The 17,007-nt window shown below is 65.0% G+C and carries 14 protein-coding genes; 6 read left to right on the top strand and 8 right to left on the bottom strand.

The window, feature by feature from the left end; all coding sequences use genetic code 11:
- Window positions 1-15: 15 nt before the first annotated feature.
- Together parC and HDG34_RS09495 are read left to right on the top strand one after the other, a co-directional pair.
- The gene (parC, locus tag HDG34_RS09500) at window positions 16-2,337 is read left to right on the top strand and encodes a DNA topoisomerase IV subunit A (RefSeq protein ID WP_184059490.1); all 2,322 of its coding nucleotides are present in this window, start codon (window positions 16-18) and stop codon (window positions 2,335-2,337) included.
- Between the two features lie 289 nt (window positions 2,338-2,626).
- Window positions 2,627-3,085: a CopD family protein gene (locus HDG34_RS09495; protein ID WP_184059489.1), complete on the top strand. Its 459-nt coding sequence runs from the start codon at window positions 2,627-2,629 to the stop codon at window positions 3,083-3,085.
- Between the two features lie 80 nt (window positions 3,086-3,165).
- Here the strand turns inward: HDG34_RS09495 and HDG34_RS09490 are convergent, their stop codons facing one another.
- The 6 genes from HDG34_RS09490 to HDG34_RS09465 all read right to left on the bottom strand — a co-directional run bounded on the left by HDG34_RS09490 (window position 3,166) and on the right by HDG34_RS09465 (window position 10,913).
- Entirely contained in the window at window positions 3,166-4,374 is a 1,209-nt protein-coding gene (locus tag HDG34_RS09490) for a chromate transporter (protein ID WP_184059487.1), read from the bottom strand.
- A gap of 38 nt (window positions 4,375-4,412) precedes the next feature.
- The gene (locus HDG34_RS09485) at window positions 4,413-6,773 is read right to left on the bottom strand and encodes an EAL domain-containing protein (RefSeq protein ID WP_090803602.1); all 2,361 of its coding nucleotides are present in this window, start codon (window positions 6,771-6,773) and stop codon (window positions 4,413-4,415) included.
- A gap of 472 nt (window positions 6,774-7,245) precedes the next feature.
- A complete protein-coding gene (locus HDG34_RS09480) occupies window positions 7,246-8,145 on the bottom strand; it encodes a PhzF family phenazine biosynthesis protein (RefSeq protein WP_184021471.1) in 900 nt (299 codons plus the stop codon).
- A gap of 195 nt (window positions 8,146-8,340) precedes the next feature.
- Window positions 8,341-8,805 carry a RidA family protein gene (locus HDG34_RS09475; RefSeq protein ID WP_184059485.1) on the bottom strand — a complete coding sequence of 155 codons (465 nt, stop codon included), beginning with the start codon at window positions 8,803-8,805 and terminating at the stop codon, window positions 8,341-8,343.
- A gap of 103 nt (window positions 8,806-8,908) precedes the next feature.
- Entirely contained in the window at window positions 8,909-10,105 is a 1,197-nt protein-coding gene (locus HDG34_RS09470) for a PLP-dependent aminotransferase family protein (protein WP_184059482.1), read from the bottom strand.
- 115 nt (window positions 10,106-10,220) lie between these two features.
- Entirely contained in the window at window positions 10,221-10,913 is a 693-nt protein-coding gene (locus HDG34_RS09465; protein ID WP_184059784.1) for a VOC family protein, read from the bottom strand.
- Between the two features lie 231 nt (window positions 10,914-11,144).
- Between HDG34_RS09465 and HDG34_RS09460 the strand changes: the two genes are divergently transcribed.
- The 4 genes from HDG34_RS09460 to HDG34_RS09445 all read left to right on the top strand — a co-directional run bounded on the left by HDG34_RS09460 (window position 11,145) and on the right by HDG34_RS09445 (window position 16,034).
- Window positions 11,145-12,602 (top strand): PLP-dependent aminotransferase family protein, encoded by a 1,458-nt coding sequence (locus tag HDG34_RS09460; RefSeq protein WP_184059480.1) that lies wholly within the window; start codon window positions 11,145-11,147, stop codon window positions 12,600-12,602.
- Window positions 12,603-12,737: 135 nt separating this feature from the next.
- Entirely contained in the window at window positions 12,738-14,636 is a 1,899-nt protein-coding gene (gene htpG, locus HDG34_RS09455) for a molecular chaperone HtpG (RefSeq protein WP_184059477.1), read from the top strand.
- A gap of 190 nt (window positions 14,637-14,826) precedes the next feature.
- Window positions 14,827-15,543, top strand: coding sequence for a chorismate lyase (locus tag HDG34_RS09450; RefSeq protein WP_184059475.1), 717 nt, complete (start codon window positions 14,827-14,829; stop codon window positions 15,541-15,543).
- Window positions 15,543-16,034 carry a DNA-deoxyinosine glycosylase gene (locus tag HDG34_RS09445; RefSeq protein WP_184059473.1) on the top strand — a complete coding sequence of 164 codons (492 nt, stop codon included), beginning with the start codon at window positions 15,543-15,545 and terminating at the stop codon, window positions 16,032-16,034. Before HDG34_RS09450 ends, HDG34_RS09445 begins: the two co-directional genes overlap by 1 nt.
- Before the next feature lie 25 nt (window positions 16,035-16,059).
- Here the strand turns inward: HDG34_RS09445 and HDG34_RS09440 are convergent, their stop codons facing one another.
- Window positions 16,060-16,554, bottom strand: coding sequence for a GNAT family N-acetyltransferase (locus tag HDG34_RS09440; protein WP_260321103.1), 495 nt, complete (start codon window positions 16,552-16,554; stop codon window positions 16,060-16,062).
- A complete protein-coding gene (locus tag HDG34_RS09435; protein WP_090803614.1) occupies window positions 16,545-16,946 on the bottom strand; it encodes a cupin domain-containing protein in 402 nt (133 codons plus the stop codon). The genes HDG34_RS09440 and HDG34_RS09435 overlap by 10 nt, the downstream gene beginning before the upstream one ends.
- Window positions 16,947-17,007: the final 61 nt, after the last annotated feature.

Below are 17,007 nucleotides of genomic sequence, written 5' to 3'. Positions count from 1 at the left end.
GGACACGGAATCTAGATGGACGACGATAACACTCTCGACCTTTTCAACGAGCCGCCGTCGGACAGCGACGTGCTGACGCTCGGCAACTACGCGGAGCGCGCGTACCTCGAGTATGCGGTCAGCGTGGTCAAGGGCCGCGCGCTGCCCGATGTTTGCGATGGGCAGAAGCCGGTGCAGCGCCGCATCCTGTTCGCGATGAACGAGATGGGCCTCGGCGACAACGCGAAGCCGGTCAAATCGGCGCGCGTGGTCGGCGACGTGCTCGGTAAGTATCACCCGCACGGCGACCAGTCCGCGTACGACGCACTCGTGCGTCTCGCGCAAGACTTTTCGATGCGCTATCCGCTGATCGACGGCCAGGGCAACTTCGGCTCGCGCGACGGCGACGGCGCGGCGGCGATGCGTTACACCGAAGCGCGCCTGACGCCGATCGCAAAGCTGCTGCTCGCCGAAATCGACCAGGGCACGGTCGACTTCATGCCGAACTACGACGGCTCGTTCGAAGAGCCGAAGGTGCTGCCGGCGCGTCTGCCGTTCGTGCTGCTCAATGGCGCATCGGGCATCGCCGTCGGCCTCGCGACGGAAATTCCGTCGCACAACCTGCGCGAAGTCGCAGGAGCGGCGGTCGCGCTGATCCGCAATCCGAAGCTCTCGCATGCGGAGCTGATGCAGCACGTGCCCGGTCCGGACTTCCCCGGCGGCGGCCAGATCATTTCGAGCGAGGCGGAAATCGCCACCGCGTACGAAACCGGCCGCGGCAGCCTGAAGGTGCGCGCGCGCTGGAAGATCGAGGATCTCGCGCGTGGCCAGTGGCAACTCGTGATCACCGAACTGCCGCCGAATACGGCCGCGCAGAAGGTGCTCGAGGAAATCGAAGAACAGACCAACCCGAAAATCAAGCTCGGCAAGAAGACGCTGACGCCCGAGCAGTTGCAGACGCGGCAGACGCTGCTCGGGCTCGTCGACGCGGTGCGCGACGAATCGGGCAAGGACGCGCCGGTGCGTCTCGTGTTCGAGCCGAAGTCGAGCCGCATCGATCAGACCGACTTCGTCAACACGCTGCTCGCGCATACGAGCCTCGAATCGAACGCACCGCTGAACATGGTGATGGTCGGCGGCGATGGCCGGCCGCGTCAGAAGGGCTTGAGCGAAATCCTGCACGAGTGGATCGCGTTCCGTTTCGCGACGGTGACGCGCCGCACGCGGCATCGTCTGTCGAAGGTCGACGACCGCATCCATATTCTCGAAGGCCGGATGATCGTCTTCCTGAATATCGACGAAGTCATCCGCATCATTCGCGAATCGGACGAGCCGAAGGTCGCGCTGATGGCCGCGTTCGGTCTCACGGATCGCCAGGCCGAGGACATCCTCGAAATCCGGCTGCGTCAGTTGGCGCGCCTCGAGAAGATCAAGATCGAGAAGGAACTGGCCGAGCTGCGCGACGAGAAGGCCAAGCTCGAAGAGCTGCTCGGCAGCGAACCGGCGATGAAGCGCCTGCTGATCAAGGAAATCGAAGCCGACGCGAAACAGTATGGCGACGAGCGCCGCACGCTGATCCAGCAGGAAAAGCGCGCGACGTTCGAAGCGCGCGTGGTCGACGAGCCGGTCACCGTCGTGGTGTCGCAAAAGGGCTGGGTGCGCGCGCTGAAGGGCCACGGGCTCGATACGGCCGGCTTCAGCTTCAAGGCCGGCGACGGCCTCTACGCGGCGTTCCAATGCCGCACGCCCGATACGCTGATCGCGTGGGGTAGCAACGGGCGCGTCTATTCGGTCGCGGTGGCTCAACTGCCGGGCGGACGCGGCGACGGCGTGCCGGTCACGTCGCTGATCGAGCTCGAATCGGGCAGTCATTTGATGCACTACTACGCGGCGTCGGCGGAACAGGCGCTGCTGCTCGCGTCGAGCAACGGCTTCGGCTTCATCGCGAAGGTCGGCGATATGGTGAGCCGCGTGAAGGCCGGCAAGTCGTTCATGACGATCGACGCCGGCGCCGCGCCGCTCGCGCCGATGCCGATGCTGCCGGACGCGGCGCAGGTCGCGTGTCTGTCGTCGGGCGGACGTCTGCTCGTGTTCGGCCTCGACGAGATGAAGACGCTGTCGGGCGGCGGCCGTGGCGTCACGCTGATGGCGCTCGACGACAACGAAACGCTCGTGCAGGCGCTCGCGATCAACAAAGCAGGCGTGATGCTGATCGGCACGCGTCGTGGCGGCCGCGTCGACGAGGAGAAGCTGGCCGGCGCCGAGCTTGCGGCGCATGTCGGCAAGCGTGCGCGCAAGGGACGCGCGCCCGCCAGCAAGCTGAAGCTCGACGGCATGCGTCCGGTGCTGCCGGCCTAGTGGAGTCGATTTAACGAAGTTTGACGCTGCAAAACCGAGGGCGCCTGCTAGCATGCGGGGCGCTCGCGGTCTGTCGCAGCAGAGTCCGTCGCGCGAAGGGCGTGGAAGCAAACGGGGCGCGGCGGCGTCGCGGCCAGATGAACGGGCCGCGATCACAACGACAAAACACGACGCAATAGACGTCGATACCCGGAACTGCCTGCATCACGTATGGTCGAACGCGCTCAGTTGGTGCTGAGCGGGATCGCGTGTCCTAAACGGTGTGGCGTCGTCGGGAGAGGAAAACTACATGAACAAGGCTGTCGAAGTCGCGCTTTTTCTGCATCTGCTCGGGGTGGCGGTGTGGGTCGGCGGTATGGTGTTCGCGCATTTCTGCCTGCGCCCTGCGCTCGGCGATCTGTCGCCGCAACTGCGCCTGCCGCTGTGGGAGTCGGTATTTGGCCGCTTCTTCAACTGGGTCGGGGTGTCGGTGCTCGTGATCCTGATCAGCGGCGGCTTCCTGCTGATGCAATTCGGCGGCGCTCATGCTAGCTGGCCGCTGCATGCGATGGCCGGTCTCGGCATCGTGATGATGCTGATCTTCGGGCATATCCGCTTCGCCGTATATCCGCGCATTCGCCGCGCGGTGCAGGCGCAGAAGTGGCCAGATGGCGCGCAGGCGGTCGGCACGGTCCGCCGTCTCGTGCTGATCAATCTCGTGCTGGGCGTCGTGACGATCGGCTTCGCTGTGCTGTCGCGCGGGTTCTGATCGGCGGATCGCCGGATCGCCGGATCGCCGGATCGCCGGATCGCCAACGGCGCAGCAGGCTTCGCGCGGCCCGCGACGCATCACGTCGTGGCGCCGTACGCGAGCCACAAACCGCACGCCACCGCCACCGTTCCATACACGGCATACACCGGCACCTTCAGCTTCGCGAAGCACATCGCGGAGAACGTCGCGGTCAGCAGATAGATCGGCTCCAGCGGTACGCGCACCGCAATGCGCAGTACCGCGACCGCGAGAAACGCGGTCGTGACCGCGCGCAGAATCCTCATGCCGTGCTCGAAGCGCGGGTTCACCTTCAACTGATGCAGATGCCGCTGCGCGAGCACGACGAGGCAGCCTGACGGCACGAATAGCGCGAGCGTCGCGATCAGCGCGCCGAGCCAGCCATCGACGAGATAACCGAAGAACGGGACCACGTTCAGCAGGGGTCCCGGGGACAACGGCGACAGCGTAAACGCGAGCGTGAAGTCGTTATCGGACACGCCGACCGCCGGCGTGACGAACAGCGTCTTCAGCACCGGCAACGCCGAGAAGCCGCCGCCGAACAGCGTCATGCCGGCGCCCGCGAGGCGCGGCCACAGCAGCGCGAGGTCATAGCAATGCGGCAGCGGCAGCGCAAACAGCACGAGCAGCACGCCGAGCGCGGCCAGCAGCCGACAGTCGCCGCGCTGGAGCGACACGGCGAGTCGCGAGTCGCGTTCCCGACTCGCGAACCAGCCGGCGCCGAAGGCCGCGCCGAGCATCACCACATACGCCGCGGCGCTGTGCGCATAGAGCAGCGCGATGCTGCCGAGCAGCGCCGCCGTCCATTCGAGCTTGCCCCGCACGAGCGCGCGGGTTTGCTTGTACCAGGTGAGCGCGATCAGCGTCGCGAGCACGACGCTGAAGTGATGCAGCAGGGTTTGCGACGCGATCGTGTGCACGATGGGCGTGCGATAGAAGATCGCGAACAGCGTCATCAGCGTGAAGAAGGGCAGTACGCTCGCCACCCCGGCGACCCATGCGCCCGCGCGTCCGCGCAGCGCGTGCCCGAGCTGCACGGCGACGTTGCAGCCGACGGGTCCCGGCACCATCCACGCGAGCGCGATCAGGTCCGAGAACGCCACGCGCGAGAGCCGCCCCTCGCGTTCCACGTAATGATGCTCGAGCTGCGCCATCAACGCGAGACCGCCCCACGACAGCGCCGACAGGCCGCACACGACCCGGAACAGCGTCCATAGCGGTTCCCGTTGCCCGCGGCGGGCAGCCTCATCGCTCGTGATGGTCTGCATCGGCGCTGCGCGGGCCCCGCCATGCGGGCGCCCGTCCTTTAATTGTTGCTGGATAGGCTGCTTGCGCTGTGGGCTTCGTGCGCGACGCGGCGGCCGCCGACGCTGTTCATGCCGCATACCCCGAAGCGCTCGAGCAGTGCCGGGATCGCCTCCACTGGCACCGGCCGCGAGAACAGAAAGCCCTGTGCCTCGATATGGCCGAGCGCGGCCAGCCACGCAATCTGCTCTTCGGTCTCAGTGCCTTCGACCACCACCGTGAGCCCGAGCGAGCGCGCGAGGTTGACGATCGCGGTGACCATCACGCAGACGCTGCGGTCGCCCGGAATCGCCTGGACGAACGAGCGGTCCACCTTCAGCGTATCGACGGCAAAGCGGTTGAGATAGGACAGCGAAGAGTAGCCGGTGCCGAAGTCGTCGAGCGCGATGCGTACGCCGAGACGCTTCAGCGCGAAGATTTTTTCGGAGACCACTTCCGGAAATTCCATCATCGTCGTTTCGGTGATTTCGAGTTCGAGGCGACGGGCGGAGATGCCGGTTTCCTCGATCGCGCGCGAGACCGTTTCGAACAGGTCGCCGCGCCAGAACTGCACCGCCGAAATGTTCACCGCGAGCGATAGCGTGTCGTAGCCCTGCTGCTGCCATTGCGCGAGCTGACGGCATGCGGTCTCGATCACGAAGTCGCCGATCGGCACGATCAGGCCGGTCGACTCGGCCACGGGGATAAACTCGTTGGCCGGGATCAGTCCGTGCTGCGGATGGTTCCAGCGCACGAGCGCTTCGAAGCCGGTGATGCAGCGGCGCTTCAGATCGATCTTCGGCTGATAGGCGAGGAACAGTTGCCCCTCGGCCAGCGCGACGCGCAACTGCTGCTCCCACTTCATCAGATGGTCGGCGCGATGCGACAGATGCGGCGAATAGAACTGGTAGCAGTTCTTGCCGGCGTCCTTCGCGCTGTACATCGCGAGGTCGGCTTTCTTCAGCAGGTCGATCTCGCTTTCGTTGGCGACCGAGTACAGCGCGATGCCGATGCTCGCATGCAGCACGAACGCGCTGCCGCGCACCTCGAACGGCTTCGAGAACGCTTCGCCGGCGGCTTCGGCGAGCGCGACCGCGCGCTTTTCGACATCGTCGCCCTTGATCACGACGACGAACTCGTCCCCGCCGATGCGGCTCAGCGCGCCGTCGTCGCCGACCGCGGTGGCGAGGCGCGAGGCTGTCATCTGCAGCACGATGTCGCCGGCGTTGTGGCCGAGCGTGTCGTTGACGGTCTTGAAGTTGTCGAGGTCGATAAAAAGAATCGCGAGGCGACCCAGGTTGAACGGCTGCGCGACGTCATGGCGCAGCGCCTGCAGCGTCGCGTAGCGATTGCGCAGGCCGGTCAACAGATCGTATTCGACGAGTTGCGTCATCTCGCGCTCGCGGCCTAGCAGTTTGCCTATCAGGCCGGTCGCGACCGCGAAGAAGCTGAGCATCGCGAGCGAGATGAAGCCCGCCATCAACAGATAGACGTTGCGCGTGTGGTTGTAATCGGCGAATTCTTCGCCCTGCGAAAGACCGACGAGCACGCCGAGCGGATAGCCGTCGATGTGCCGGTACGACACGATGCGCGTGACGTTGTCGATCGAATCGACGTAGGTGCCCGACACATGCTCCGAGGTCGGATACGTGCCGCTCGCGGTGAACGTGCTGCTCGTCCTGCTGGCGTTGCCGGTGCGGCGCGCGAGCACGGTGCCGCTGTCCGAGATCACCGCGATCACGCCTTCGCGGCCGATCGCCGCGTTGTTGTAGAAGTCCGACGTAAAGTAGCTCGGGTCTTCGGAGACCACGATGACGCCCGCGAACGAGCCGTCCGGATGATTGAGACGCCGCGTCATCTGCAGCGTCCAGTGACCCGACACGCGGCCGAGCACGGGCTTGCTGATGTACAGCTGGTCGTCGTTTTCGTGCTCGTGGACCTTGAAGTGCTCGCGGTCCGACAAGTCGATGTGAGCGGGGTTGAGTTCGGCCGTATTGGCGATCAGTCTGCCGTGCTCGTCGATTATCGACACCTGCACGAGCGTTTCGCTTTGCACGACGCCTTTTTCGACCGTGCTCGCGAGATCGAAATGATTGGGCGTCTTTTCGAACTCGTACTTGACGAAGCGCGTGATCTGATCGACCTGGTGAATCGCCTTGATGGTGTGCTGCTCGAGCGCCGCGGAAAGTATTGCGGAAGACGCCATCGCTTCGCGGTACGTCGCGTCCCTTTCTACCGACAGCCGCGCGAAGATCACGGTCCACAGCAGGATCAGTACGAGTACCCCGAGGGCGGGAATGACGAGCAATGCGCGCCGGCGCGTGACCAATGGATCGCGTCGCGGCCTGGCTTCGCGCGGCTCGGAGAAGCGGGACTGAGTCATCGCGCGGGCCTTGGCTGGGTGCGGGCCGCTTGCAAACGCATGGGCATCGACTGCGCGAAATAGATGGATGGCTGCATGGTGACCAAGATGCCAAAGCTGCTGCGCAGGATGAGAGGGCGTGGCGCCGCGCCGGACCGTCCACAGGTCATCGGATACGGTTCGATATTACTGAATGCCACTGGATTAAGGAAGCTTCCGGGCATGGGGTATACGCTCGCGCGGCGGGGGCCCGGGTGCGGCTGTTCACGTGGCCTGCATCGCCGGTCTTATGACGCGGCCGGTCCGTGATTTGTCGAAGACTTCATCGGCAACGGTGCCTGCCACTCGGCAGTTTCTGGCAGGGCTTTTGCAATCCGGCCACGATGAATTCGGAGAACCAGGTATGGCGACGCCATCGCGCTGCGGCTTTTTGTGGTGTGAAGCGGCGGCATGTGGCGTGTCGCCGTGGCGTGCGCGCGAAGCCGCAGCTCGCTTACGCGAGCCGGCACGTGCCGTCGACGATCGTCACCGAAGGCCCGCCGATCCAGATCTTGCCGCGCGCATCGTCGTAGTGGACCGACACGTGGCCCGCGCGCCCGAGCGCGGTGCCCTGACGCGCCGTGTAGCGCGCGGCGGGACGACGGTGCTGCAGGTTCAGCAGACCCGCGAGCGCGGCATTGGCGCTGCCCGTCACCGGGTCTTCGCCGACACCGAAGCCGCCGCCCGCCATCAGGCAACGGACCTCGAACGTCGCGGGGCCGTCGGCGTCGTGCGGTCCATACACGGCGACGCCGTGCGTGTCGACCGAATGCACGAGCTCGGCGAGCGCCGCCGCGTCGGGTTCGAGCGCGAGGCAGGCGCGTGCCGAATCGACCCGCACGACGAGCCACGGCGCACCGTTGTCGACCGCGCATGGCGGCGCGCTGAAGTCGATCGCCTGACTACGTAAAGCCGTAGACAGCGCTTCGTAACGATGCTCGGCGAGCGGTGTCACGCGCGCGGGCGGCGCGGCGAACGCCCATGCGCCGTGCATGTTGTCGCCGCCGTCGAGCGCTTCGAGTTCGACGAGACCCACGCCGCATTGCTGGATCAGCTTGCCGGCCTGCTTCGGCTGGTAGCCGCTTTCGCGCAAAGCATGCGCGGTGCCCAAGGTCGGATGACCCGCGAACGGCAACTCGCCCCCCGGCGTGAAGATGCGCACGCGATAGTCGGCGGCCGCGTCGGTCGGCTTTAGCAGAAACGTGGTTTCGGACAGATTGGTCCAGCGCGCAATGGCCTGCATTTGCGCGGTATCGAGCGCGTCGGCATCGAACACGACGGCAAGCGGATTGCCCTTGAACGGTGTCGACGTAAACACGTCGACCTGTTTGAAACGAACGGTGTGAGCGGACATCGACAGGCCCCGGCGCAATGGACGTTGAGGGAGTTCGCGGATTCTATCCGCCTGCGCGGCGGCGATCCACCGTCGCCATAAAAGAAAAACGCGCCGCCGGTGCGTGACACCGGTCGGCGCGTTTCAATCGCAATGCGGCGTGAATCAGGTGCCGATCTCGCGCGACACCGCACGCATTGTCACATCGCGTCGATGCTATTGGACCTCGGCGATCAGCTCGATCTCCACGCACGCGCCGAGCGGAATCTGCGCGACGCCGAACGCCGAGCGCGCGTGCTTGCCGCGTTCGCCGAACACGTCGGCGATCAGCTCGGACGCACCGTTGGTGACCAGATGCTGCTCGGTGAACTCGAGCGTCGAGTTGACGAGGCTCATCAGCTTGACGACGCGCGTGACGCGGTTCAGGTCGCCGACGTGCGCATGCAAGGTGGCGAGCAGATCGATCGCGATCGAGCGCGCGGCGGCCTTGCCTTCCTCGGTGGAGAGCGTCGCGCCGAGCTTGCCGACCCACACCTTGCCGTCCTTCCTGGCGATGTGGCCCGACAGGTACACCGTGTTGCCGCTTTGCGCGCTCATCACATAGGCCGCTGCCGGCGCACCCGCCGCCGGCAATTCGATGCCGAGTTCCTTGAGCTTGTCGTACACATTCGATTGAGCCATATCGTGTCCTCGTTTCGGTGAGATTGCATGAATGCAGGCGGGGCGAAGTCCGCACGCAACGCGCGTGCAAGCTTCACCCCGATGGCAGTGCGGCTAACGCCGTTCAGATTTTCGCGCGCACGAGTGCGGCGAGACGCGCCACGCCTTCGTCGATTTTAGCCGGTGGCACCGTGACGAACGACAGACGCAGCGTGTTGTGCTGCGCCTCGCTCGCGAAAAACGGATCGCCCGGCACGAACGCGACGTTCTGCGCGACCGCTTCCTCGAGCAGCTTCATGGTGTCGATGCCCGCCGGCAGATTGACCCAGATGAACATGCCGCCTTCCGGACGGTTCCAGCTGACGCCATCGGGCATATAGCGCTCGAGCGCGGTGAGCATCGCGTCGCACTGGTTGCGATACAGCTCGCGGATCGTCGGCACGTGCGTGTCGAGAAAGCCGTCCTTGACCACCTCGTGCACGATGCGCTGCGTGAAGCTCGGCGTGTGCAGGTCGGTGGCCTGCTTGGCCTGCACGAGTTTGAAGATCAGTTCCTCGGGCGCGATGATGAAACCGACGCGCAGACCCGGCGCGAGCACCTTCGAGAACGAGCCGAGATAGACGATGTGATCGGGCGCCATCGACAACATCGTCGGCAGCGGTTCGCCCGCGTAGTCGAGCGCGCCGTAGGGATCGTCCTCGATCACCGGGAACGGCGCGGTCTTCGCGAACTCGGCGAGCGCGCGGCGGCGTTCGACCGGCAGACGGCGGCCCGTCGGATTCTGGAAATTCGGCTGCGCGTACAGCAGACGCGCGCCATTGGTCAGTTCCGGCTTCAGGCCCTCGGGGATCAGGCCCTGCTCGTCGGTCGGCACCTGCACGTAGTGCGGCTCGTACATCGAGAACGATTGCAGCGCGCCGAGGTAGGTCGGCGTTTCGACCAGCACCGGGCTATCGACGCAGATCAGCACCTTGCCGAGCAGGTCGAGCGCCTGTTGCGAGCCGGTCGTGATCAGCACCTGCGACGCACGGATCTGCGCGCCGTTGATCGAGTAGCGTTGCGCGACCCATTCGCGCAGCGGCAGATAACCTTCGGTCGCGCTGTACTGCAGCGCCGCGGCGGGCGTGTCGCGCAGGATGCGGTCGGACGCCTCGCGCATGCGCTCGGCCGGGAAGGTGGCAGGCGAGGGCAGGCCGCCGGCGAAGGAGATGACTTCGGGCCGTTCCGTGACCTTCAGGATCTCGCGGATCGCGGAGCTCGTGAGCTTGCGCGCGCGTTCGGACAATTGCCACGTCGGGGCTTTCAGGTCGCTTTGGTCCATGATCTCCTCTGGTATTTCTGGAACCGGTCAAAATTTCAATTATCGCGCGACTGGCCAACCATTGCCGCTGGGGTGCCACCGGGGTTGCCACGGGGGTTGCCCAACCACGCGCTGTTTATCCGAGGGTTCGAGAACCCTCGGGTGTTTCGAATTCGGCGACGAGCGCCGCCGCGCCGTCGGTCGGCTGTACGTCGAGCAGGTGCGCGGCGCCGAGCCAGCGCAGTTGCTCGCCAATCAGCTCTGGCCGCGGATGCACGGCTTTCAACGCTTTCAGCGCGAGGTTCGTCGGCGCCAGCGACTGCGACGGATGCCGCATCGAGTCCCACTGGATCAGCGAGGGCAGCACGCCGTCGCCGGCGCCTTGCCACGCGGGGAACGACCCGTCGTCGGGCACCGTCAGGCCCCACGTGAAATCGCCGCGCGTCATCGGCACGACCGGCGCGATGCGCTGCGGATACTGCGCTTGCCACGTCGCCAGATGCTTCGGCCGCTCGACGCGCGCGACCCAATGCGACAGATACGGCCCGTTTTCCAGTCGCGCCTGCGTCACCGGGTCGTCGAGCGCGAACAGGCGCGGGCGCGGCGCGGTGCCATCGGTTGCCTCGGCCGCGGCGTGCGGATCGATGGCGACCACTTCCAGGTAGACCCCGCCCCACAGGCCGAGCAGGCGATTGTGGGTCCGCATCAGCGGATGCGCGCCACCGCCGGCCGGCGCGACGCCGAGCGTATCGGCGACGTACTGGACGCCTTCGTCCAAGGTGCGCGCGGAGACGACGAGGTGATCGAGACTGAGCGATTGGGCTGTCAGGGTGGTCATGGCGGATCGACGGAAAACGCTGTTCTGTGCAAGGGCCAGTTGCGCGCCACGCTTGTGGGCAGCGCTGCCGGGGCCGTAAGCATAACCGTTTGCCGGATCGGCCGGCCATACGTATGGATTTACATGGTGTCACCAGCCTCGCTGGATTCAAGTGTAACGGCCGTGACCTGCACAGTAACGGTACAATCGGCGCGATACTATTCGGTACAGTTGGAGTCCGTCATGTCCGTCCCGCTTACCCAGATTCCCGCCCCGCACGACACCGCGTCGTTGACGCTGGTCGAACAGCTCGTCCAATGGGCGCGGCGCCGCATCGAGGAGCGCGTGTTCCGCCCCGGCATGCGCATGCCGTCGATCCGCAAGCTCGCGCTCGACAAGGGCGTGTCGCGCTTCACGGTGGTCGAAGCGTACGAGCGGCTCGTCGCGCAGGGTTTTCTGGAGTCGCGGCGCGGCTCCGGCTTCTATGTGCGCGAGCGCCAGGGCGGCGCGGCGACGGTCTCCGAGCTGCACCCGCGCGCCGAGACGCTGCCCGCGCCGGCCAATATCGACGTCGTCTGGCTGCTGCGCAACATGCTGCACACCGGCGCGCGGCCCGAGCGCAGCCCGGGCCTCGGCTATCTGCCGGCCCGCTGGCTCGACGGCGACCTGATCACCAACGCGCTGCGCACGCTCGGCCGGCAAAGCGGCATGCAGATGCTCGGCATCGGCACCGCGCAAGGTTTCCTGCCGCTGCGTCAGCAGTTGCAGACGCGGCTCGAGGAGTTGGAGATCGGCGCGTCGCCCGAGCAGATCGTGATGGTGTCGGGCGTCACCCAGGCGATCGACCTCATTTCGCGCATCTACGTGAAGCCGGGTGATGCGGTGATCGTCGGCGATCCGGCGTGGTTCCAGATGTTCGGCTGCTTCGCGTCGCAGGGCGCGCGGCTCGTCGGCATGCCGTACACACCGGACGGCCCCGATCTCGACGCGCTCGAAGCGCTGGTCCAGGAATGGCGCCCCAAAATGCTGGTGATCAACTCGGTGCTGCAGAACCCGACCGGCACCTCGCTGAGCGCCGCGCAGGCGTTCCGCATCCTGCGGCTTGCCGAGGCGTATGACTTCATCGTCGTCGAGGACGACATCTACGGCGACCTGTGCCCGCCCAGCTACGCCGGTACGCGGCTCGCGAGCCTCGATCAGCTAAAGCGCGTGATCTACCTCGGCAGTTTCTCGAAGACGCTTGCGCCGAATCTGCGCGTCGGTTTCATCGCGTGCGCGGCAGAGGTCGCGATGGTGGTCGCCAATCAGAAGATGCTGGTCGGCATGACGAGCCCGGAGTTGAACGAGCGCGTGATCTACAAGATCCTGACCGAGGGCCACTACCGGCGGCACGTCGAGCGCATTCGCGCACGGCTCGACGGCGTGCGCGAGAAGGCCGTGCGGATGATCGAGAAGACCGGCATGAAGCTGTTTCTGACGCCGACGGCCGGGATGTTCCTGTGGGCCGACACCGGCGTCGACGCAGGCGCGCTCGCCGCGGCCGGGCACGAAGCCGGCTATCTGCTGACGCCGGGCGGGCTGTTTTCGCCGCAGCAGTCGCCGAGCACGTGGATGCGCTTCAACATCGCCAATTGCGGCGATCCTGAATTACCGGCGTTCCTAAGCCGTTATCTCGACGGCGTCGCGCGCCGGGCCTCTTGAAACCGCGCCGGAGCGTCCCCATTTGCGCGGACGATCCGGCGTTCCGGCGCTCCGGCACGGCGAGCCCGAACCGCGGTTGGAATCCGCTTCGGCCGCCGCTCATCCCCCAATTCGCAACAGAGAGGAAGTCCGACCATGGCACAAGAAACCATGAGCTTTCAGGCAGAAGTGAAGCAACTTCTGCAACTGATGATCCATTCGCTGTACAGCAACAAGGAAATCTTTCTGCGCGAGCTGATTTCGAACGCGTCCGACGCGGCCGACAAGCTGCGCTTCGAGGCGATCGAAAACAGCGCGCTGTACGAGAACGATCCGAACCTGCGGATTCGGGTGTCGTTCGACAAGGCCGCGCGCACCATCACGATCGACGACAACGGCATCGGCATGAGCCGCGACGAGACGATCGCGCACCTCGGCACGATCGCGCGTTCGGGCACCAAGGAATTCTTCGGCAAGCTGTCGGGCGACCAGCAGAAGGACGCGGTGCTGATCGGCCAGTTTGGCGTGGGCTTCTACTCGGGCTTCATCGTTGCGGACAAGATCACCGTCGAGACGCGCCGCGCCGGTTTGCCGGCCTCGGAAGGCGTGCGCTGGGAAAGCGCGGGCGAAGGCGATTTCGCGGTCGAGACGATCGAGCGCGCCGCGCGCGGCACGACCATCACGCTGCATCTGCGTGCCGATGAGGACGAACTGCTGTCGTCGTATCGGCTGAAGTCGATCATCCAGAAGTACTCGGACCACGTCGCGCTGCCGATCCTGATGAAGAAGGAAGAGTGGGACGCGGAAAAGAGCGAGATGGTCACGAAGGACGAGGACGAGACCGTCAACCAGGCGAGCGCGCTGTGGACCCGTTCGAAGAACGACATCACCGACGAGCAATACAAGCAGTTCTACCAGCACATCTCGCACGATCATCAAGACCCGCTGACGTGGACGCATAACCGCGTCGAAGGCCGCAGCGAGTACACGCAACTGCTGTACGTGCCGGCGCACGCGCCGTTCGACCTGTGGAACCGCGAGCAGCGCGGCGGCCTGAAGCTGTACGTGAAGCGCGTGTTCATCATGGACGACGCCGAGCAACTGCTGCCCACGTACCTGCGCTTCGTGAAGGGTGTGGTCGATTCGGCCGATCTGCCGCTCAACGTGTCGCGCGAAATCCTGCAGGAAAGCCGCGACGTGAAGGCGATCCGCGAAGGCGTGACCAAGCGCGCGCTGTCGATGCTGGAAGAACTGGCCAACGCGGACAACGACGCCGAGAAGGAAAAGTACGCGGGCTTCTGGAAGGAATTCGGCCAGGTGCTGAAGGAAGGCATCGGCGAGGACTTCGCCAATCGCGAGCGCGTCGCGAAGCTCGTGCGCTTTGCGACGACGCATACGGGCACGGCCGAGCAGACCGTGTCGCTGGCCGACTACGTCGCTCGCATGAAGCCCGAGCAGACGAAGATCTACTACGTGACCGCCGACACGTGGCAGGCCGCGTCGAACAGCCCGCATCTCGAAGTGTTCCGCAAGAAGGGCGTCGAAGTGCTGTTGCTGACCGATCGCGTCGATGAATGGATGCTGTCGTTCCTCAACGAATTCGACGGCAAGCCGCTGCAAAGCGTCGCGCGCGGCGACCTCGATCTCGGCGCGCTGAACGACGAGGAAAAAGAGGTGCAGGAGAAGATCGGCGAAGCGTTCAAGCCGCTCGTCGAGAAGATGAAGGAAGCGTTGAAGGACAAGGCGAAAGACGTGCGTCTGACGTTCCGCCTGACCGACTCGCCGTCGTGCCTCGTTGCCGACGACGGCGAAATGAGCGGCTACCTGCAGCGCATGCTGAAGGCCGCGGGCCAGCAGGCGCCTGAGTTCCATCCAATTCTCGAAGTGAATCCGGAGCACGCCCTCGTGAAGGGTCTGCATGCCGATAGCGCGAATTTCGACGACTGGTGCCATCTGCTGTTCGATCAGGCACTGCTCGCCGAAGGCGGCGCGCTGGAAGATCCGGCGAGCTTCGTGAAGCGGACCAATGCGTTGCTGCTGTCGCGCGCGGGTTGAGCGTGAGCCGAAAGCGTTGATGTCGTTGCTGGATTGACGCCCGGTAGTTGAGAAATGCGCTGCTTCGGCAGCGCATTTTTTTTTTGCCTTCTGGTTTGCGTCGGCTCCCCTGGCTGAAGCCGCGCGCACGATCGCCGCGGTCGTTGCCGCGAAAAATTACCGTCGGAGCACGCCGCTATAATCCGACACCATGCCTATCCGTTTCGATCCTGCCGACGCCCACTGGCGCGTCGCGCCTTTGGCCACTTTCAGCGCCGCCCAGAAAGACTGGCTGACCCGCGGCGGTTCACTGACCGCGCACCTGCGCGCGCTCGGCGCGGTCGCGGTGCGCGTGACTCGCGAAGCCGTCGCGCTGCCGTGGCCCGACGAAGCCGCCGCGCTCGGACTCGCGCCGCGCGCGCCGGTGTGGGTGCGCGAAGTGGTGCTGTCGGTCGATGGCGTGCCGTTCGTCGCCGCGCATAGCGTGACGCCGCGTGCCGCGAGCGTCGGCGTCTGGCAGGCGACGCGCTGGCTGCGCACCCGGCCGCTCGCGGAGTTGCTGTATAGCGATAGCAGCGTCGCGCGTTCGTCGCTGGTGAGCCGCAGGGTGGGGCAGCGGCATCCGTTGTATCGGTTGGCCGCGCATGAAATCGACGGCGGCGATCGGCATGCGCCGCATGCGCTGGTGGCGCGTCGCTCGGTGTTCGAGCGGCATGGCGCGCCTTTGATGGTGACCGAATGCATGTTGCCGGCACTGTGGGAGCATTTGCGTGCGTTGGACGCGGCCGCTCGCGCGCACGCTGCCGCGTCAGGCACCGGCGCGGCGCATATCGCGCACGCGCGGGTGCGCGAGCACGGTCGTCCGCTCGATCACACCGCGTCGCGTGCGCACAGCGTGCCGCGCAGCGCCGACGAGCGGAGCCGCTGATGTCGTTCAAGCGTTGCTTTGCGCCTGTCGTCGCCGCTGATACGCGGGTCTTGATCCTCGGTAGCTTGCCGGGCGAGGTGTCGTTGGCTCACGGCCAATACTACGCACACCCGCAGAACAAATTCTGGTTACTGGTCGGTGAAGCGATAGAACGGGATCTGGTTGGCATGGTCTATTCGACGCGTCTCGAGACGTTGCTCGAACACCATATCGGACTATGGGATGTCGTTGCTGAGGCTCGTCGAGCAGGAAGCCTGGATAGCCGGATTCGCGACCATGCCAGCAACGATCTGATCGCTCTGATCGATACGCTGCCGAAACTGGCTACCATCGCCTTCAACGGGGGGACGGCGGCCAAAATCGGGATGAAAGCGTTGGGCGAGCGGGGAGTGCAATATCGGCTTGTCCGTTTGCCATCGAGCAGTCCCGCCCATGCCTCGGTTTCATACGCTCAAAAGCTGGACATATGGCGACGGCTAACCTGGGTCTGATCGACCGACAGGATGCCATTCGCGGTCATAGATCGAGCGCAAGAAACCGTGTGCCTTCGACTGGATTCTCGTAGTAGGGCGCGGTTTCGACGAACCCTAACCGCTCGTAGATGCGCTGTGCAAAACGGGTTTGCGGAACCGTGTCGAGAACCAGCGTCGAGAATCCCAATGTCTTCGCTTTCCCGATCACCGATGTGACCAGCGTTTCGCCAAGCGACAACCCTCTGAATGCTTCACGAACATAGAGCCGTTTGATTTCCGCAGTCTCTGCCGTATGGCGCAGCAGCCCCGCGCAACCGGCGAGCTCGCCGCCGGCGTCGGCGACGAAGAACATGCCGGATGGCAGCGTATAAACGTGTTCGAACGCGTCCATTTCTGCATCGAATCCACGGTACGACAGATCCATATCCAGCCAGCGGACATACTCGCGGATCACGGCGACGAGGTTGTGGGTGTCGGCGGGGAAAACGGCTTCGCGAACGATCGGCCGCGGCGTTTGCATGGCGGCTCTCAGATCCATACGTCGTTTTCGGCCGTTCTTTCGGTGGTCGTATCGCCGGTATTGACGACGCCGCGCGGTTCGATGAGCAGCAGCTTCACCTCGGACTCGGCATACGGCTTGTGCTCGACTCCCTTTGGTACCACCGCCATTTCTCCGGGAAACAGTTCGATCGAGCGGTCGCGGAAGTCGATGCGCAACCGGCCTGCGAGGACGATGAACGTCTCGTCGGTATCGGCATGCCGATGCCAGACGAAATCGCCGGCTATCTTTACGACCTTGAACTGATAGTCATTCATTTCAGCCACGACGCGCGGCTGCCAGTGGTCGTCGATCTGACTGATCTTGTCGAGCAGGTTGATGGTCTTGTATTGGCCGCGTTGCTCGGGTGTCGGCTGGGAATCGCTGTGCATGGTGGCTCCATTCGGGTGATACCTGGAACAGAGCATAGTCCCGCCGCCGGCGAGTGTCTTG

Origin of the sequence: Paraburkholderia sp. HC6.4b, assembly GCF_014200875.1 — a bacterium.
GTDB lineage: Bacteria > Pseudomonadota > Gammaproteobacteria > Burkholderiales > Burkholderiaceae > Paraburkholderia > Paraburkholderia tuberum.
The sequence above is the reverse complement of the archived record's forward strand: the minus strand, read 5'-3'. Positions and strand labels throughout refer to the sequence as shown.